General features: G+C 67.5%; 14 protein-coding genes. 10 read left to right on the top strand and 4 right to left on the bottom strand.

The features are described 5' to 3' along the window. Positions 1–22: 22 nt before the first annotated feature. Positions 23–658 carry an arylesterase gene (locus tag AC1DIN_RS25465; RefSeq protein ID WP_476811760.1) on the bottom strand — a complete coding sequence of 212 codons (636 nt, stop codon included), beginning with the start codon at positions 656–658 and terminating at the stop codon, positions 23–25. Positions 659–811: 153 nt separating this feature from the next. On the opposite strand from AC1DIN_RS25465, the gene AC1DIN_RS25460 reads away from it, so the two are divergent. The 4 genes from AC1DIN_RS25460 (at position 812) to AC1DIN_RS25445 (ending at position 5,722) form a co-directional block, all read left to right on the top strand. Continuing rightward, positions 812–1,513 carry an ABC transporter ATP-binding protein gene (locus AC1DIN_RS25460; protein WP_476811759.1) on the top strand — a complete coding sequence of 234 codons (702 nt, stop codon included), beginning with the start codon at positions 812–814 and terminating at the stop codon, positions 1,511–1,513. Between the two features lie 2 nt (positions 1,514–1,515). After that, on the top strand, positions 1,516–4,101 hold the full coding sequence (locus tag AC1DIN_RS25455; protein WP_476811758.1) for an ABC transporter permease: 2,586 nt from the start codon (positions 1,516–1,518) through the stop codon (positions 4,099–4,101). A gap of 219 nt (positions 4,102–4,320) precedes the next feature. Continuing rightward, on the top strand, positions 4,321–5,094 hold the full coding sequence (locus tag AC1DIN_RS25450; protein WP_441473461.1) for a Bax inhibitor-1/YccA family protein: 774 nt from the start codon (positions 4,321–4,323) through the stop codon (positions 5,092–5,094). A gap of 91 nt (positions 5,095–5,185) precedes the next feature. After that, complete coding sequence (locus tag AC1DIN_RS25445) at positions 5,186–5,722, top strand: N-acetyltransferase family protein (RefSeq protein ID WP_476811757.1); 537 nt, start codon at positions 5,186–5,188, stop codon at positions 5,720–5,722. A 22-nt stretch (positions 5,723–5,744) separates the two neighbouring features. Here AC1DIN_RS25445 and AC1DIN_RS25440 read toward each other — a convergent pair whose 3' ends face one another. Together AC1DIN_RS25440 and AC1DIN_RS25435 are read right to left on the bottom strand one after the other, a co-directional pair. Then, the gene (locus tag AC1DIN_RS25440) at positions 5,745–6,113 is read right to left on the bottom strand and encodes a DUF2794 domain-containing protein (protein ID WP_441473459.1); all 369 of its coding nucleotides are present in this window, start codon (positions 6,111–6,113) and stop codon (positions 5,745–5,747) included. A gap of 354 nt (positions 6,114–6,467) precedes the next feature. After that, entirely contained in the window at positions 6,468–7,016 is a 549-nt protein-coding gene (locus AC1DIN_RS25435) for a peroxidase-related enzyme (protein ID WP_476811791.1), read from the bottom strand. Positions 7,017–7,274: 258 nt separating this feature from the next. On the opposite strand from AC1DIN_RS25435, the gene AC1DIN_RS25430 reads away from it, so the two are divergent. Together AC1DIN_RS25430 and AC1DIN_RS25425 are read left to right on the top strand one after the other, a co-directional pair. Next, positions 7,275–12,032 carry an NAD-glutamate dehydrogenase gene (locus AC1DIN_RS25430; protein WP_476811790.1) on the top strand — a complete coding sequence of 1,586 codons (4,758 nt, stop codon included), beginning with the start codon at positions 7,275–7,277 and terminating at the stop codon, positions 12,030–12,032. Between the two features lie 14 nt (positions 12,033–12,046). Beyond that, a complete protein-coding gene (locus AC1DIN_RS25425; RefSeq protein WP_441473458.1) occupies positions 12,047–12,241 on the top strand; it encodes a Trm112 family protein in 195 nt (64 codons plus the stop codon). 66 nt (positions 12,242–12,307) lie between these two features. Here AC1DIN_RS25425 and AC1DIN_RS25420 read toward each other — a convergent pair whose 3' ends face one another. Then, on the bottom strand, positions 12,308–13,555 hold the full coding sequence (locus tag AC1DIN_RS25420; protein WP_476811756.1) for a ubiquinone biosynthesis hydroxylase: 1,248 nt from the start codon (positions 13,553–13,555) through the stop codon (positions 12,308–12,310). 120 nt (positions 13,556–13,675) lie between these two features. Between AC1DIN_RS25420 and tesB the strand changes: the two genes are divergently transcribed. From tesB to AC1DIN_RS25400, 4 genes are all read left to right on the top strand, one after another. Further along, on the top strand, positions 13,676–14,542 hold the full coding sequence (gene tesB / locus AC1DIN_RS25415) for an acyl-CoA thioesterase II (protein ID WP_476766977.1): 867 nt from the start codon (positions 13,676–13,678) through the stop codon (positions 14,540–14,542). A 237-nt stretch (positions 14,543–14,779) separates the two neighbouring features. Then, complete coding sequence (locus AC1DIN_RS25410; RefSeq protein ID WP_441473455.1) at positions 14,780–15,118, top strand: P-II family nitrogen regulator; 339 nt, start codon at positions 14,780–14,782, stop codon at positions 15,116–15,118. Between the two features lie 26 nt (positions 15,119–15,144). Next, positions 15,145–16,623, top strand: coding sequence for an ammonium transporter (locus AC1DIN_RS25405; protein ID WP_476811755.1), 1,479 nt, complete (start codon positions 15,145–15,147; stop codon positions 16,621–16,623). A gap of 225 nt (positions 16,624–16,848) precedes the next feature. Further along, positions 16,849–18,245 (top strand): DNA translocase FtsK (locus AC1DIN_RS25400; protein WP_476811754.1); only part of this gene is annotated, 1,397 nt, incomplete at its 3' end.

Raw genomic sequence — 18,245 nt, 5'->3', positions numbered from 1 at the left:
GCGCGGATAATCCGCGGACGGATCAGGATCTGACGGACAGGGTGGCGATGAAGCGCTCGACCGTCGGCAGGATGTTGCGGACGATGACGGTGACGCCCTCGGCCGTGGGGTGGAGCCCATCCGCCTGGTTCAGAGCACGGTCGCCCGCGATGCCCTCCAGGAAGAAGGGGTAAAGCACCAGCCCGTGCTTCTCCGCAAGCTCGCGATAGATCGCGTCGAAACGTTTCGCATAATCCTCGCCGAGATTGCGCGGCGCATATATGCCCGCGAGCATCACCGGGATCTTCCGTTCGTTCAGCCGCGCGATCATCGCTTCCAGCGCCTGCCGCGTCTGCGCCGGATCGACGCCGCGCAGGGCATCGTTGGCGCCGAGTTCGAGGATGACGCCGTCTGTCCCGTCCGGCACCGACCAGTCGAGCCGTTCCAGCCCGCCCTGGGTCGTGTCGCCGGAGACGCCGGCGTTCACGATTTCGACAGCGACGCCCTTCTGGCGCAACGCCTGCTCCAGCACGGCGGGAAAGGCGGCACTGCCGGGCAGGTTGTAACCCGCGGACAGCGAATCGCCGAAGGCGACGAGCTTCAGCGGCTTCGCGGCGGTTGGATTGGATCGAGAGCTCTGGGCGCTGGCCATCTCGCTGGAACCGATGAAAAGCAGCATGGCGGCGACGAAAAACGCCGCAACCGATTGGATAAGCGTGAAACCGCGCCCATATGGCCGCAAACCGTGCCACGACATGATTGCGCCCCGCTGGGGACGTGATCCGGTGCCAGCGGTGAAGGCGATGGATAACGAAGTCAGGATCATGGCGTAATGAGCGAGAAGCCCGCCCCGGCGATCGAGTTGCAGGATGTCCACCTGAGTTTGGGCCGTGGCGCCGCCCGCGTCCATATCCTCAAGGGCGTCTCGGTGTCGCTGGCCGACGGCGAGGCGACGGGTCTCGTCGGCCCCTCCGGCTCCGGCAAGTCGACCCTGCTGATGACCATGGCGGGGCTGGAACGGCCGGATTCCGGCCTCGTCCGCGTGGCCGGGCAGAATCTCGGCGCTCTCGACGAAGACGGGCTCGCCGTCTTCCGCGGCAAGCATATCGGCATCGTCTTCCAGTCCTTCCACCTCGTGCCGACCATGACGGCGCGCGAGAACGTGGCGCTGCCGCTGGAGCTCGCCGGCCATCCCGACGCCTTCGCCCGCGCCGAGGCCGAGCTGCGCAATGTCGGCCTCGGCCACCGCATGGACCACTACCCGGCCCAGCTATCCGGCGGCGAGCAGCAGCGCGTCGCCATCGCGCGCGCCGTCGCGCCTGATCCGGCGATTCTCGTCGCCGACGAGCCGACCGGCAATCTCGACGAATCGACCGGGCGCGCGATCGTCGATCTGATCTTCGCGCTGAAGCGCGAGCGTGGCGCGACACTGGTTCTCGTCACCCATGATCTTTCGCTCGCGGCGCTCTGCGAGCGCACGGTCCGCCTGCGCTCCGGCGTGATCGAGGCCGAGCACGAGATGGCGGTCGCCTGACGATGCACGCCCTCGTCAAGCCGCCCCAGAGTCCAGCTTATCGATCGCTCGGCATCGGCCTCGCCCTGCGGCTCGCCTTCCGCGACCTGCGCGCGGGCCTCGGCGGCTTCGGCGTCTTCATCGCCTGCCTGGCGCTCGGCGTCATGACCATCGCCGCCGTCGCCTCCGCCTCGCGCGGCCTGACCGAGGGCCTCGCCCGCGAAGGGCGGCGCATCCTCGGTGGCGATGCCGCCTTCAGCCTGATCCACCGCGAGGCGACGCCGCCGGAACTCGCCTTCCTGACGGCCCGCGGCACCATCTCCGGCATCGCGACGATGCGCGGCATGGCCAATGCCGGCGACAAGGGCGCAGCCCTCGTCGAGATCAAGGCGGTCGATTCCACCTATCCGGGCATCGGGGCGGTCGAAACCGACCCGCAGGCGCCGCTCCCCGGCCTACTGGAACAACGCGACGGCGTTTTCGGCGCAGTTGCCGACCCCGTCCTGTTCGGCCGGCTCGACCTCAAACCCGGCGACATCGTCACGATCGGCGGCGCCAAGATCCAGCTGCGCGCCAATCTGGTCTCCGAACCCGACAAGATCGCCGCCGGCATCGGCTTCGGCCCGCGCCTCCTGATGTCGCAGGAGGCATTGCGGGCTACCGGCCTGATCCAGCCGGGCAGCCTGATCCGCTGGACCTACCGCCTCCAGCTCCCGCCGACCGCCTCCGGCGACGGCGATCTGGAGAAGGTGATCGCGGCTGTCGGCAGCGAGCAGCGCGAGGCGGGCTGGGAGATCCGTTCGCGCGCCAACGCCGCGCCGAGCTTCCAGCGCAATCTCGAACGCTTCACCCAGTTTCTGACGCTGGTCGGCCTCACCGCCCTGCTGGTCGGCGGCGTCGGCGTCGCCAATGCGGTGCGCCGCTTCGTCGAGGCCAAGAAGCTGGACTTCGCCACGATGAAGGCGGTCGGCGCCAGCGGTGGCCGCGTCGTCGCCATCCACCTCACCGAGGTGATGCTCGTCGCCGCTATCGGCACGGCGATCGGCCTCGTGCTGGGCGCCGCAGCCCCCTTCGGTCTCGGCGCCGTCGTGCAGAGCATCCTGCCGGTTCCGTTCGAACCCACTTTGGCACCGGGCGAGCTCGCCATCGCCGCGCTCTACGGGCTGCTGACGGCGTTCGTCTTCGCCATCATTCCGCTCGGACGGGCGCACGACACCCCGGTCTCGGCCCTTTTCCGCGATCGCATCGAGCCCGACCCACGCCGCCCGCGTGCGATCTACCTCATCCTCTGCGCGCTGGCGCTGGCCGGGCTCGCCGGCGTCGCCATCGGCTTCGCCTATGACCGCCGGATCGCGCTGATCTACATCGGCGTCATGTTCGGCGTCTTCGTGCTGCTGCGCGCCGTCTCGCTCGGGCTGATGGCGCTCGCCCGCCGCATCCCGCGCCCGCGCCGCCCGGCCCTGCGGATGGCACTCGCCAACAGCCATCGGCCGGGCGCGCTGACGCCCTCGCTCGTGCTCTCGCTCGGCCTCGGCGTCGCGCTGCTCTCGGCGCTCTCCTTCATCGACGTCAGCCTGACCCGGCAGCTCACCGGTGCCCTCCCCGACAAGGCGCCGAGCTTCTTCTTCCTCGACGTGCCCAGCCGGGATTCCGATCGCTTCGATGCCTTCCTCTCCGAGCAGCGGCCGGGCGCGAAGACCGAGCGCGTGCCGATGATGCGCGGCCGCATCGTCGCCGTGAACGAGACCCGCGCCGAGGACATCAAGGCGAGCGAGCAATCCGCCTGGGTGCTGGATGGCGACCGCGGCATCACCTATGCGGCGACAATCCCGGACGGCTCGCGCGTTTCCGCCGGCGCGTGGTGGCCGGCGGACTATCGCGGCGAGCCGCTGGTCTCCTTCGATGCCCAGAACGCCGCCGGCATCGGCCTGAAGATCGGCGACAAGCTCACCGTCAATGTGCTCGGCCGCAACATCACCGCCCGCGTCGCCAATCTCCGCACAGTCGACTGGCGCTCTTTCGGCATCAACTTCGTCATGGTGTTCTCGCCCAACACCTTCGCCGGCGCGCCGCACACCAACCTCGCGACCATCGCGACGAGCCCGGATGGCAAGGGCGCGACCGACGCCGTCCTGATGCGCCGCCTCGCGCTCGATTTCCCCGCCGTCACGGCAGTGCGGGTCAAGGACGCGCTCGAAGCGGTCAACACCATCGTCGCCCAGCTCGCCATGGCGATCCGCGGTGCCTCCGGCCTCGCCATCGCCGCGAGCCTGCTGGTGCTGGGCGGCGCACTCGCCGCCGGACAGAGGGCGCGGCTCTATGACGCGATGATCCTGAAGACCCTCGGCGCGACCCGTCGCTTCATACTTTCGTCGTACGCCCTTGAATACGCCGCCATCGGCCTCGTCGCGGCCGTCTTCGGCGTTGTCGCGGGTACAGCGGCGGGCTGGGGCATCGTCACGCAAGTGATGCGCATCGAATTCGTCAGTGATCCGACTGGTGCCATACTGGCCGCGACTGCAGCGGTCAGTGTCACCGTCCTGTTCGGGCTCGTCGGTACGATAAAAATACTCGCGAAAGCGCCTGCTTCTCATCTCAGGAATTTATGATGACTATCTGGGAACGTCTCTCGATAGACATTAAAATCCTGTAATTCTGCCTTTGTGCAGTGCCGAACTTCTATCACTCGGCCGGTCCTAACCATGGCCAGCCCTTGTAAGAACCGGCAAAGCCCCTCATATTCCTCCCATCGCGCCGATCGTGTGCGAGGACGGCTGGCGCCCGCTTGCCATCCGTCGTCCGAAACTACGTCAGGGGAAACTCTCTTAATGAGCAACTTCGACCGCAATGCTCCAGTCTGGGGTGCCGGCCGCGCACAGCAGACCAGCGCCGTCGAGATGGATCAGGGCCTGCGCTCGTTCATGCTCGGCGTCTACAACAACATGGCGATCGGCCTCGGCATCACCGGCCTCGCCGCGCTCGGCATCTCGATGCTGGCGATCGCCGGCTTCACGCCCGACGGCAAGATTACCGGTCTGACCGCGCTCGGCCAGGCGATCTATCTCAGCCCGCTGAAATGGGTCGTGATGCTGGCCCCGCTCGCCTTCATCATGCTCTTCTCGTTCAAGGCCGAAAACATGAGCGCCTCTTCGGCGCGCGCCATGTTCTTCGCCTTCGCGGCGGTGATGGGCGTCTCGATGTCGTCGATCCTCGTCGTCTTCACCGGCGCCTCGGTGACGCGCGTGTTCTTCATCACGGCCGCTGCCTTCGGCGCGCTGAGCCTCGCCGGCTACACGACGAAGAAGTCGCTCTCGGGAATGGGCTCCTTCCTGATCATGGGCCTGATCGGGCTGATCATCGCTTCGGTGGTGAACCTGTTCCTGGCGTCGAGCGCGCTGTCCTTCGGCATCTCGGTGATCGGCGTGCTGATCTTCGCCGGCCTGACCGCCTGGGACACCCAGCGCCTGAAGGAGATGTATCTCTCTTCGGATCTGGATCCGGAATCGGCTGCGAAGCTCTCGGTGAACGGCGCGCTGTCGCTCTACCTGAACTTCATCAACATGTTCCAGATGCTGATCAGCCTGCTCGGCGACCGCCGCTGAGCCGACCTTCCTAGGGCGTCATGCCCGGAGCGAGCCCCGGCCTCACGGCCGGGGCTTTTCTTTTGGCACGGGCATTGCTCATTCTGCAGCGATGACGAAGCCTGCGATCCGCCCGGCCACTCCCGCCGACATCCCCGCCATCGCCACGATCTACACCCATGCCGTCCTACATGGGACGGCGTCCTGGGAGCTGAATCCCCCGGGCGAAGCGGAGATGCTGCGCCGCTTCGAGACCATCCTGGCAGGCGGCTATCCCTATCTCGTCGCCGAGCGCGAGGGCGAGGTGCTGGGCTATGCCTATGCCGGCGCCTACCGACCGCGCCCCGCCTATCGCGCCACGGTCGAGAACTCGATCTACATCGCCCCCGCCGCGCAGGGGCTGGGCATCGGCGGCCTGCTCCTCGATGCGCTGATGAAGGCCTGCACCCAACGCGGCTTCCGCCAGATGATCGCGGTCATCGGGGACGGCACCGGCGCCTCGGTCGGCTCACGCCGCCTGCACGAGAAGGCGGGCTTCCGCCTGATCGGCGTGGCCGAGAAGGTCGGCTTCAAGCACGGCCGCTGGCTCGACCAGATGCTGATGCAGAAAGAGCTGGGCGAAGGCGACCGCTCGCCGCCGTCCTTCTGAGGCGCGACAGCTCTATCGGGACTCAGTTCACGATGCTGAGCTTGCGGTCGAGCACCTTGAGGACGCGGGACAGTTCCGAGCCGCGCTTGAGAATCAGCCCGGTCGCAGCGACGACCGAATATGCGCCCTGCCGGCGGGCGAGCGCCGGATCCTTGACGATTCGGTAGATCGGCATCTCCGAGGAGCGCCGGAACACCGAGAACTGCGCCTTGTCCTTCAGGAAATCGATGGCGTAGTCGCGCCACTCGCCGGCCGCGACCATGCGGCCGTAGAGATTGAGCAATTCGTTGAGTTCGCGCCGGTCGAAGGTCACGGTCGCCGGCCGGGCCGGCGACGGAAAATGGACGACCGCGCCGGCCGATTGCGATTGCGGCGTTTCGCTTTCGCTCATGGCGCCTCCCTGAGCGGAGCCTCTCGAAGTGACCGGGAGATGATGCGCCCGCACTGCTGCGCTGGCAAGAGATCGCGCTCATCCGGGGTCGGGCCCTGGGTAAGCATTCGTCGCAAATGCCGCATTTTCGCCGCGAACGCGTCAAGCGAGCGCCAAGTTGCGCCGCTCAACTCCCCTCGTTGCCTCGACGGCCCGGTTTCGCTGAACGCCGGTTTGTCAGCCCCCCAGCCCCCCGGAGTTCCGGTGGAGCCGGGCCACCGAGTCGGGGCCAACTAGCGGCTGGCATTGCGCCGGCCGTTTTCTTTTTGGGGGTGGCACCCCGCTTCACAAGGCCGCAACAACCAGGAAAGCAAGCTAGCGCGCCTGGGTGTGATACTCGGCATTGGGCCGCATATCGACGGCCGAGGCCATGCGATTCGACATGTTGTAGAAGGACGCGACCGCGCCGATGTCCCAGATGTCGCGTTCGCCGAACCCGGCCCTGCGCAGGGTTTCCCTGTCGTCTTCTCCGATGAGATGCGGCGTTTCGGTCAGCTTCACGGCGAAGTCCAGCATCGCGCGGTGCCGCACCGACAGCTCCGCCGCCCGGTAGTTCATCACCAAGATTTCGCCCAGCACCGGATCGCCGGAGAGCTGGCGAACCGCGGCGCCATGGGCAGTGAGGCAGTAGTAGCAGCGGTTCACGCTCGACACCGCGACCGCAATCATCTCGCGCTCCAGCTTGGATAGGCCGGAGGGCGCGAGCATCAGGTCGTTATAGAACGCCGCGAAGGCCGAGAGCTTGGCGTTGTCATGGGCGTAGGAGCTCAGCACGTTCGGCACGAAGCCGAGCTTCTCCCGGCATTTCTCGAAATAGGCGTCATTCTCGGGCGAGAGCTTTCCCGGCTTCAGCTCCAGTGCCATCACCCGTGGCGGCGCATCCTGCCGTACCGGCTCTTCGCCTACCTTTGGTTTGTCATGCTTCGTCGCCATGGTGCATCCTGTTAGATCCTGTGCGGCAATTTTGCCGCTTTTTCAGGCAAGGCAAAGTTGAAAGCCTGAGCAGCCTATGCCATCGCTGCTGCAAAACAACTGGGGTGACACATGGGCAAACGGGTGACGAACGCGACCGCCGGAGCGATCGCAGCCATCGAAGCCGCGGCCACGGGCCTGAAGAGCGCGATGCCGGCCGAATTCCCCCGCCTGCTCTACGGTCGTTCGGTCGCCGAGGATCTTGAGGCCCTGCCGCCGGAAATGCTGGCCCACACCGCGGCCGCCGCCTACGAGCATCTGGCAGAGCCGCGCAAGCCCGAGACGATCAACCTGCGTTTCCGCGACGACGAGTTCGGCGAAGGTGACCGCAAGCGCCAGGTCACCATCCTGGAAGTCGTCAACGACAACAAACCGTTCCTGCTCGATTCGACGCTCGCCGAACTGCAGGATCGGGGTTACGAACCCCGCCTGGTCGCCCATCCGATTCTGGCCGTGGCACGTGACGCGAAGGGCAAGTTCGTCTCGCTCGCCGGCGAAGCCACCGGCCGTGCGCCGGAAGGCACGCGGCGTGAAAGCCTGCTGCACATCCATGTCCCGCGCATCGACACGCCCGCGGCGCGTGAGAAGCTCCGCGCCGGTCTGGAGCATGTCTATGCCGACGTCGCCCTGGCGGTCGACGACTGGGCCGCGATGCGGGGCCGCATCACCGAGGTGATCCAGGCTTATCGTGCCAACCCGCCACCACTGCCTGAGGACGAGATCGCCGAGGCGCTGCAGTTCCTCGAATGGATCGCCGGGGACAACTTCACCCTGCTCGGCATCCGCGCCTATCGCTTCCCCGGCGGCGACGTCGCGGCCGATCCGATCGAGGGCTCCGGCCTCGGCATCCTGCGCGACCCTTCCGTCAAGGTGCTGCGCAAGGGCCGCGAGCTGGTGACGACCACGCCGGAGGTGCGCTCCTTCCTGGCCAAGCCCCAGGCGCTCATCATCACCAAGGCCAACGTCAAGAGCCTGGTCCACCGGCGCGTCCATCTCGACTATGTCGGCGTCAAGCTGTTCACGCCGGATGGCCGGMTCGACGGCGAGCTGCGCATCGTCGGTCTGCTGACCTCGAACGCCTATACCGGCTCGGCTCGCGCCATCCCCTATCTGCGGCTGAAGGTCGCGCGCGTCGCCAAGAACATCGGCTTCGATCCGGCGAGCTATTCCGGCCGCGCGCTGATGAACGTGCTCGACGCCTATCCGCGCGACGAGCTGTTCCAGATCGATACCCCGACGCTGGAGCAATTCGCACTCGACATCCTGCAGCTCACCGAGCGCCCGCGCATCCGCGCGCTTGCCCGCGTCGACGAGTTCGATCGCTTCGTCTCGATTCTCGTCTTCATCCCGAAGGACCGCTACGACACCACGGTGCGCCAGCGTGTCGGCGAATTCCTGGCCCGGATCTACAACGGTCGCATCTCTGCCGCCTACCCGGCCTATCCCGAGGGGCCACTGTCGCGCACCCACTACATCATCGGCCGCGACGAGGGCAAAACCCCGCGCATCGACCGCGCCACGCTCGAAGCCGGCATCAGCGCCATCGTCCGCACCTGGGGCGACGGCCTCAAGGACGTGCTCGATCAGGAGAAGGCCGGGCCTGCCGCCCGCGCGCTCGCCGAGCGCTATGCCGAAGCCTTCGGCGCCGCCTATCGCGAGCGCTTCTCGGCGGCCGACGCGCTGATCGACATCGAGATGCTCCAGCAGCTGACGCCGGAGCGCGCTCGGGCCGTCAATCTCTACCGGCGCGAGGGCGACGACGCCAAGCGCGCCAATCTTAAGGTCTTCTCGCGCGGCGCGCCGATCTCGCTCTCGGCCCGCGTGCCGGTGCTGGAGAACATGGGCTTCCGCGTCGTCAACGAGCGGACCTACAACGTCATGCCCCAGGGCACCGGCGAGAACGTGCGCGTCTGGCTGCACGACATGACGCTGGAGCGCGCCGACGACGGCGAGATCGACATCGAGCATCTCGATCCGACGATCGAGGCCGCCCTGATGGCGCAGTTCCGCGGGCTTGCCGAATCCGACCGCTTCGACCAGCTCGTCCTCGCCGCCGGCCTCGCCTGGCGCGAGGCCGCGCTGCTGCGCGCCTTCGGCCGCTATCTCCGGCAGGCCGGCGCACCCTATGCGCAGGGCTACATCGCGGATGCGCTGACCCGCCATCCCGACATCGCCTCGGGCCTGATCGCCTATTTCAATGCGAAGTTCGATCCGCGCGTTCCGGCGGGCGAGCGCGAGCAGCGCATGGCCCAGAAGCGCGCCGAGATCGAGGAGGCGCTCGACGCCGTCACCAGCCTCGACGAGGATCGCATCCTGCGTCGCCTGATCAATCTGGTCGACGCCGCCCTGCGCACCAATTTCTTCCAGCTCGGCCCGGACGGCCACCCGCGCCAGACCATCACCTTCAAGTTCGACTGCGCCAAGGTCGACGGGCTGCCGCTGCCGCGCCCGCTCTACGAGATCTTCGTCTATTCGCCGCGCGTCGAGGGCGTTCATATGCGCTTCGGCAAGGTCGCGCGCGGCGGCCTGCGCTGGTCCGACCGTCCGCAGGACTTCCGCACCGAGGTGCTCGGCCTCGTCAAGGCGCAGCAGGTCAAGAACGCGGTGATCGTGCCGGTCGGCGCCAAGGGCGGCTTCGTGCCGAAGCAGCTGCCGCCGGCCTCCGACCGCGCCGCCTGGCTGGCCGAGGGCACCGAAAGCTACCGCATCTTCATCCGCAACCTGCTCGAGCTCACCGACAATCTCGACGGTGAGACGGTCGTGCCGCCGCCGGATACGGTGCGCCATGACGGCGACGACCCCTATCTCGTCGTCGCCGCCGACAAGGGCACCGCGACCTTCTCCGACACCGCCAACGCGATCTCGCTGGAGAAGCACCACTGGCTCGGCGACGCCTTCGCCTCCGGCGGCTCGCAGGGCTACGACCACAAGGGTATGGGCATCACCGCCCGTGGCGCCTGGGAAGCGGTGAAGCGCCATTTCCGCGAGGTCGATATCGACATCCAGACCACGCCCTTCACCGTCGCCGGCGTCGGCGACATGTCGGGCGATGTCTTCGGCAACGGCATGCTGCTCTCGCCGGCGATCAAGCTCGTCGCGGCCTTCGACCACCGCGACATCTTCCTCGATCCCACCCCGGACCCGGCCGAGTCGCTGGCCGAGCGCCAGCGCCTCTTCGCCCTGCCGCGTTCCTCCTGGCAGGATTACGACAAGAAGCTGATCTCGAAGGGCGGCGGCATCTTCTCGCGTCAGGCCAAGAGCATCCCGCTTTCAGCCGAGGTCCGCGCCCTGCTCGACCTCGACAAGGCAGAGGTCTCGCCGCCCGAGCTGATGACGGCGATCCTGAAGGCGCGCGTCGATCTGCTCTGGTTCGGCGGCATCGGCACCTATATCCGCGCCAGCGACGAGACCGACGCACAGGTCGGCGACCGCGCCAATGACGCGATTCGCGTCGCCGGCAACGATCTCCGCGCCCGTGTCGTCGGCGAAGGCGCCAATCTCGGCGTGACCCAGCGCGGCCGCATCGAGGCGGCGCGCAAGGGCGTGAAGCTCAACACCGACGCCATCGACAACTCCGCCGGCGTCAACACCTCCGACGTCGAGGTCAACATCAAGATCGCGCTCGCCGGCCCGGTGAAGGACGGCCGCCTCAAGGAGGACAAGCGCAACGCCCTGCTCGCTGCGATGACCGACGAGGTCGGCGACCTCGTTCTGCGCAACAACTATCTGCAGACGCTCGCGCTCTCGCTCACCGAGGCGCAAGGTGCTGCGGCAACGCCCGGCCTGCGCTTCCTGATGCAGAGGCTGGAGCAGGACGGCCGTCTCGACCGCTCGGTCGAGTACCTGCCGAGCGATGCCCAGCTCGCCGAGCGCGAGAAGCGCAGCGAAGGCCTGACCCGGCCGGAGCTCGCCGTGCTCCTGGCCTATGCCAAGCTCTCTCTGCACGACGCGCTGCTGGAATCCTCGGTGCCGGACGATCCCTATCTCGCCAGCGAACTCGTCCGCTACTTCCCGAAGGCGCTGCGGGACGCCTATCCGGACGCCATCGCCAGCCACAAGCTGCGGCGCGAGATTGTGGCGACGCAGCTCGCCAACGCCATCGTCAACCGCGGCGGCCCGTCACTGGTGCCGGTCCTGGCGGCGCTGACCCGCTCGGACGCGCCGGCCATCGCCGCCGCCTACGCCATCGCCCGCGATTCCTTCGACCTGATCGCGCTCAACGGCGAGATCGACGCGCTCGATGCCAGGATCCCCGGCAAGACCCAGCTCGGCCTCTATGGGGCCGCCCAGGAGCTCGTCACCAACCGGATGGGCTGGTTCCTGCGCCGCGGGGTCGCCAAGCCCGGCACGATCGAGCAGACGATCGCCCATTACGCCAAGGGCGTGAAGGAATTGTCGGCCGAGCTCGGCAGCCTGCTGCCCGAGGCCGCCTCGCAGGCCTGTCTCGCCCGCATTGCCGTGCTGACCTCGGAAGGCGTGCCGGAGGCGCTTGCGACCCGCGTCGCCAGCCTGCCGGCATTGGCGGAGGCGACCGACATCGTCGACATCGCCGAGCGCAGCAAGCGCAAGATCGGCGATGTCGCCCGCATCCACTTCGGCATCGACGCGCTGTTCGGCCTGTCGAGCCTGAAGACGGCGGCGTCAGCGGTCCCCGCGACCGACGATTACGAGCGCCTTGCCCGCGAGCGCGCGCTTGAAACGCTCGACGATGCCCATTCAAGCCTGACCCAGGAGGCTTCCGCGTCTGGAAACGGCGAAGGCACACTGGACAGCTGGCTCGCGGAGCGCGGCGAGGAGGCGGAACGGACCCGCTCCACCGTCAACGCGATCGCGAGCTCCGGCCTCACCTTGCCGAAGCTGATGGTGGCAGCCGGCATGCTGGCCGACCTGCCGCACAAGCGCGGCTGAACAGGACGAACCGAATGACCGAAGCCGACCACAGCACCCGCATCGACCCCAAGCTGCTCGAAATCCTGGTCTGTCCGCTGACCAAGGCGACGCTCGAATACGATGCTGCGAAGCAGGAGCTGATCAGCCGGGCGGCGAAGCTCGCCTATCCGATCCGCGACGGCATCCCGATCATGCTGCCGGAAGAAGCCCGGCCGCTGGAGGATTGACCTACTCCGTCATTCCGGGGCGGCCTGCAGGGCCGGTCCCGGAATGACGAGGGCCGATGGCGCTTCCTACAACGCCTCGCCCCGGAGCAGCCGCGGCGGCGCGCCCGCAACGCCCGCCGCCTCGCGGATGAAGAAGCGCTTCAGGCCCGGCAGCCGGTCGACGACCCCGAGGCCGAAGTCGCGCGCCAGCCTGATCGGCGTCGCGTCGTTCGAGAACAGCCGGTTCAACCCGTCCGTAACCGCACCCATCGCCACCGTGTCGAAGCGGCGCGCCTTCTCATAGCCTTCGAGCACGTCGAGCGAGCCGGGATCGAGCCCGAGCCGGGCCGCGTCGACAACGGTCTCGGCCAGCGCCGCGACATCCTTCAAGCCCAGGTTGAGTCCTTGCCCGGCGATGGGGTGGATCAGATGCGCGGCGTCGCCAAGCAGCGCGAACCGCTCGGCGACGAAGCGCCGGGCAACACCGAAGCCAAGCGGATGCGCGCTCACTGCGCTTTCGAGCGCGATCTCGCCAAGCTCGAGCCCGAAGCGCGTCTCGATCTCGGCGAGCAGGTCCTGCGCATCGAGCGAGAGCAGAGCCGGGACGTTTCCCGTCCTCTCGGTCCAGACGATCGAGGAACGGTGGCCGAGCCGGCCGCCATCCGCCAATGGCAGGATGGCGAAGGGCCCTGAGGGCAGGAAATGCTCGACGGCGCGGCCGCCATGCGGACGCTCATGGCCGATCGTCGCGACGATGCCGGATTGGGCGTAACCCCAGCCGACCCAGCCGATGCCGGCCTGATCGCGCAGCTTCGAGCGCGCGCCGTCGGCAGCGACCAGCAGGCTCGCTTGCGCGTGCGCGCCGTCGCCGAAGGTGACCGTAACGGCAGCTTCCTCGGTCGTGAAGCGGCGCACCCCGGTCGCGCGCAGCTCGACGCCTTCGCGCTCGCAGGCCGTCTTGAGTTCCGCAACCAGCGCTGCATTCTCGACCATGTGGGCAAAGGGCTGGCCGGGCTCGACCTCGCCGTCGAAGGTCAGAAAGACCGGGCGCACCGCATCCTTCGTCCGGCTGTCCGAGACGATCATCTCCGTCATCGCCTGCGCAGAGCCTGCAACGGCATCCCAGATTCCCAGCGTCTCCAGCATGGCGCGGGCACCGGCTGCGACGGCGTAGGCGCGGTTGTCCGCGCGCGGCGGCGCAGCCAGCGCCGGATCGGCCAGGGTGATCGCGAAATCGCTCCCGAGCGCCCGCTTCAGCGCCAGCGCCAGGGTCAGCCCCGCGATCCCGCCACCCGCGATGACGATGCGCATGTCGGAATCCCGCTCGATGGCCATGCTGCTGCTTCCTCTGACGTCTTGACGGCTCGGGACGCCTCGGTGCTGATGCGAGACGAACCGGCTGTTCCTGTGCGGGCCGCCGGCCGCTCCGTCAACCCGACCGCGATACCCGCCGCCATGTCCCAGATCAGCGCCTCCCTGACGGCGATCCTCGACCTCGAACCGCTCGAGCGCAACCTGTTCCGCGGTCGCAGCCCGAAGTCGAACTGGCCGCGTGTCTTCGGCGGACAGGTTATCGCGCAATCGCTTTATGCCGCCTGCAAGACGGTCGAGGATCGGCAGCCGCATTCGCTGCACGCCTATTTCCTGCTGCCTGGCGACCCCGAGATTCCGATCGTCTATGAAGTCGACCGGCTGCGGGATGGCCGCTCCTTCACGACGCGGCGCGTGCTCGCCATCCAGAAGGGCGAGGCGATCTTCGCCATGTCCGCTTCCTTCCAGGTCGACGAGCCCGGCTTCGAGCATCAGATGCCGATGCCGAAGGTACCGATGCCGGACGAGCTGCCGGATCGGGAGGAGATGGCGAAGAGTGTGCTCCCGCACATGCCGGACGCGGTGCAGGCCTATTATCAGCGCAAGCGGCCGATCGAGATTCGTCCCGTCGAGCTGGAGCGCTACCGCACTGGCGGCAAGATGGAGCCGAAGTTCAATGTCTGGATCCGGGCAATGGAGCCCCTTCCGGATGAACCGGCCTTCCATCAGAGCGTACTGGCCTACGCATCCGATTTGATGCTGCTCGATTCCAGCCTGATCGCGCATGGCACCACCGTCTTCGACCAGAAGATCCAGGGCGCCAGCCTCGATCATGCATTGTGGTTTCATCGTCCGTTCCGGGCCGACGAATGGCTCCTCTACTCGCAGGACAGCCCCTCGACCTCCGGTGCCCGCGGCTTCTCGCGCGGCCTCGTCTTCGACCGGCAGGGGCGGCTCGTCGCCTCCGTGGCGCAGGAAGGGCTTATCCGGCCTCGGCCGGATCTGGGTTGACGCGCATTCGAGCGGCTGCTTCTCGCGCGAGTTGATGCCTATTTATTAGGCACATCTGCCGTTCTCCTCACCGCTTCTTCGGCTTTCACCCTCTGGATGCGCCCTCGTCGCTCCGGAAACGGGTTGGCACGCCCCTTGAATTGCGGGTTGCGACGCACTGCGAGCCGCAGGGCGCGCGAGGCGCAACAAGATCGCCAGGGCTGACGACCGGGCGGCGCAGACGGGGAAACCGAGCATATGAAAATCGTGATGGCGATCATCAAGCCGTTCAAGCTGGAGGAGGTGCGCGACGGGCTCACCGCTATCGGCGTCCACGGCCTGACGGTAACCGAAGTCAAGGGCTATGGCCGCCAGAAGGGTCATACGGAGATCTACCGCGGCGCCGAATACGCCGTGAGCTTCCTGCCGAAGATCAAGATCGAGGTCGCGGTCTCCGACGAGCTCGTCCCGCAGGTGATCGAGGCGATCACCGCCGCTGCCCGCACCGGCCAGATCGGCGACGGCAAGATCTTCGTTTCTTCGATCGAGAAAGCCGTGCGCATCCGCACCGGCGAGACCGACGCCGACGCCCTCTGAGCCCGACCCTCCAGGAGTTTTAGACGATGAATTTGAGGACTTCCCTGCGGGCCGGATTGATCGGCCTCACGCTGGCCGCGGTTTCGGCCGGCGTCGCACTCGCCCAGGCCCCCGCCGCCGCACCACCCGTTCCCAACAAGGGCGACGTCGCCTTCATGATGAGTTCGACGATCCTCGTCCTGCTCATGACAATTCCGGGTCTCGCCCTCTTCTACGGCGGTCTCGTCCGTTCCAAGAACATGCTCTCGGTGTTGACCCAGGTCTTCGCCATCGTCAGCGTCGTCTGCATCCTCTGGGTCGCCTATGGCTATTCGCTCGCCTTCACCAATGGCGGCGGGCTGAACGACTTCGTCGGCGGCTTCTCGAAGGCCTTTCTGAGGGGCGTCGACGCGACTACTGTGGCGGGGACCTTCTCGAATGGGGTCTATATCCCCGAATTCGTCTATATCTGCTTCCAGATGACCTTCGCCTGCATCACGCCGGCGCTCATCGTCGGCGCCTTCGCGGAGCGCATGAAGTTCTCGGCCCTGCTGCTGTTCACCGTGCTCTGGGTCACCTTCATCTATTTCCCGATGGCCCACATGGTCTGGTACTGGGGCGGGCCTGACGCGGTCGGCAACGCCGCCAAGGCGCTCGCCGAGGCCGGCGCGGACGGCAAGGCTGCGGCACAGTCCGCGCTCGACGCGGTCAATGCCGATGCCGGCATGCTCTTCAAGTGGGGCGCGCTCGACTTCGCCGGTGGCACGGTGGTCCACATCAACGCGGGCATCGCGGGCCTCGTCGGCTGCATTCTGATGGGCAAGCGCATCGGCTACGGCAAGGAGCTGATGGCGCCGCACTCGCTGACCATGACCCTGATCGGCGCCGCGCTGCTCTGGGTCGGCTGGTTCGGCTTCAACGCCGGCTCGAACCTCGAAGCCAACGGCACCGCCGCGCTCGCCATGATCAACACCTTCGTCGCCACGGCGGCCGCCGCGCTGGGCTGGCTCTTCGTCGAATGGGCGATCAAGGGCAAGCCCTCGATGCTCGGCATGGTCTCGGGTGCGGTCGCCGGCCTCGTCGCCGTCACCCCGGCTGCCGGCTTCGCCGGTCCGATGGGCTCGATCGTCCTCGGACTCGTCGTCGGTGTCGTCTGCTTCGTCTTCTGCACGACGGTGAAGAACGCGCTCGGCTATGACGACTCGCTCGATGTCTTCGGCATCCACTGCGTCGGCGGCATCATCGGCGCGATCGCGACCGGCATCCTGGTCAACACCGCACTCGGCGGCGGAGGCATCCCGGACTATTCGAGCAAGCCCGGCGAGCTCGTCGTCGCCGCCTACGAGTTCGGCCCGGCAGTCATGGCGCAGGTCAAGGCGGTGCTGTTCACGCTGGTGTTCAGCGGCGTCGGCTCGGCGATCCTCTACAAGATCGTCGACGTGATCGTCGGCCTGCGTGTCACCACCGACCAGGAGCGCGAGGGCCTCGACATCGCCGAACACGGCGAGCGCGCCTACAACATGTGACCTTCGAGAGGTTTCACGTGAATCCCGGACCCCGGCGGGCAACCGCCGGGGTTTTCTCTTCTTATCGCCGGTTCGGCACGCTCCGGCTCCTCGGCCTCCCGACATCCGGCGGCAGGAGACTGTGGGCGAGTTTCAAGGTTAAGCGGGTCTTAACCTCGCCTTCCTAACCTCTCGCTGATGGCCGGAATGATGCGGCCCGACAGTCCGGACACGACCTGAAGCCGCATGCGCACCATTCGCCGCTCCCAATCGCTCATGGACCGCCTGCCCGATCCGGTGCGGGAGTTCCTGTCGCGCCGCGCCTCGGAGCTGACCGGGCTCGGCGTGCTGGCCCTGATGGTCGCGATCGCCGTCGCGCTCGCGAGCTGGTCGGTCGACGATCCCAGCCTGAACAACGCCACCAGCGGCGCCGTCCGCAACTGGCTCGGGCGCCCCGGCGCCATGGTTGCCGATCTGCTGATGCAGCTCATCGGCCTCGGCGTCATCGCATTGCTGTTCCCACCGATGATCTGGGCGCTCAGGCTGATCCGGTTCCATCTCTTTGACCGCGGTGCGCTGAAGCTCGGCCTCTGGGTCGTCGGCGTCGCCGCCACCGCCGCCGTCGCAAGCGCCCTGCCGGCGACCCCGCGCTGGCCGCTTCCGACCGGCATGGGCGGCGTCATCGGCGACGGCCTGCTCTTCGGCACGCGCAACATCGCCGGCATCGCCGGCGGCGCTGTCGGCAGTCTCGTCGGCTTCCTCTATGCCGGCATCGCCATTCTCGCTGTCACTGCCGCCGCCGGCTTCGGCTTCGTCACCGACGACGATCCTGCGCTCGACGGCGACGAGGCGGAGGACAGCTGGTCGGACGGCGAGGAACGCCGCGACGACGAGCCCGGCATCACCGTCATCCTGATCGGCTGGCTGGCCCATGGCGCCATGGCCCTGCGCGCCGCCATCCTGCGCCGCCTGCCGCAACCGCCAGAGCCCGCCGTCGATACCGGCACGCTGCCGGCCGAAACCAGCAGCCGCGTCCGGCGTGAGCCGCAGTTCGGCGAAACGCCCACGGGCCGCCGCGGCCTTCCCGAGTTCGATCCCGAACCGCTTCCGGGCGCGCGTGCCGCCATCGCGAAGGGCCGGGCTCAGGATGACATCGACGCACCCTTTGATCTCGATGACGACCCGCAGGATCTTCGCGATCTCAACGCCCCGCGGGTGGCCATGCCGCGCGCGGCGCCCAAGCCCGGCAAGCGCATGCAGCGCGAGGCGCAGCCCTCGCTCCTCGACCGGGAAGGCTTCGAGCTGCCGCCGCTGACCTACCTGGCCGAGCCCAAAAAGGCCGCGGCCAATGCCGTTTCGACGGATGCACTGGAGCAGAACGCGACGCTGCTCGAAGGCGTGCTCGAAGATTTCGGCGTGCGCGGCGAGATCACGCAAGTTCGCCCCGGGCCTGTGGTGACCCTCTACGAGCTTGAGCCGGCCCCCGGCACCAAGAGCTCGCGGGTGATTTCGCTTGCCGACGACATCGCGCGCTCGATGAGCGCGGTCTCGGCCCGCGTGGCGGTGGTGCAGGGCAAGAACGCCATCGGCATCGAACTGCCCAACAGCAAGCGCGAGACCGTCTTCCTGCGCGAATTGCTCGC

This window comes from Allobosea sp. 05T438, assembly GCF_056396025.1.
This window is presented reverse-complemented; position numbering and strand designations above follow the sequence as displayed.

Coding starts and splice junctions, on each gene's coding strand:
- AC1DIN_RS25465 (WP_476811760.1), bottom strand. CDS start 658: ATGCTGCTTTTCATCGGTTCCAGCGAGATGGCCAGCGCCCAGAGCTCT.
- AC1DIN_RS25460 (WP_476811759.1), top strand. CDS start 812: ATGAGCGAGAAGCCCGCCCCGGCGATCGAGTTGCAGGATGTCCACCTG.
- AC1DIN_RS25455 (WP_476811758.1), top strand. CDS start 1,516: ATGCACGCCCTCGTCAAGCCGCCCCAGAGTCCAGCTTATCGATCGCTC.
- AC1DIN_RS25450 (WP_441473461.1), top strand. CDS start 4,321: ATGAGCAACTTCGACCGCAATGCTCCAGTCTGGGGTGCCGGCCGCGCA.
- AC1DIN_RS25445 (WP_476811757.1), top strand. CDS start 5,186: ATGACGAAGCCTGCGATCCGCCCGGCCACTCCCGCCGACATCCCCGCC.
- AC1DIN_RS25440 (WP_441473459.1), bottom strand. CDS start 6,113: ATGAGCGAAAGCGAAACGCCGCAATCGCAATCGGCCGGCGCGGTCGTC.
- AC1DIN_RS25435 (WP_476811791.1), bottom strand. CDS start 7,016: ATGGCACTGGAGCTGAAGCCGGGAAAGCTCTCGCCCGAGAATGACGCC.
- AC1DIN_RS25425 (WP_441473458.1), top strand. CDS start 12,047: ATGACCGAAGCCGACCACAGCACCCGCATCGACCCCAAGCTGCTCGAA.
- AC1DIN_RS25420 (WP_476811756.1), bottom strand. CDS start 13,555: ATGGCCATCGAGCGGGATTCCGACATGCGCATCGTCATCGCGGGTGGC.
- tesB (WP_476766977.1), top strand. CDS start 13,676: ATGTCCCAGATCAGCGCCTCCCTGACGGCGATCCTCGACCTCGAACCG.
- AC1DIN_RS25410 (WP_441473455.1), top strand. CDS start 14,780: ATGAAAATCGTGATGGCGATCATCAAGCCGTTCAAGCTGGAGGAGGTG.
- AC1DIN_RS25405 (WP_476811755.1), top strand. CDS start 15,145: ATGAATTTGAGGACTTCCCTGCGGGCCGGATTGATCGGCCTCACGCTG.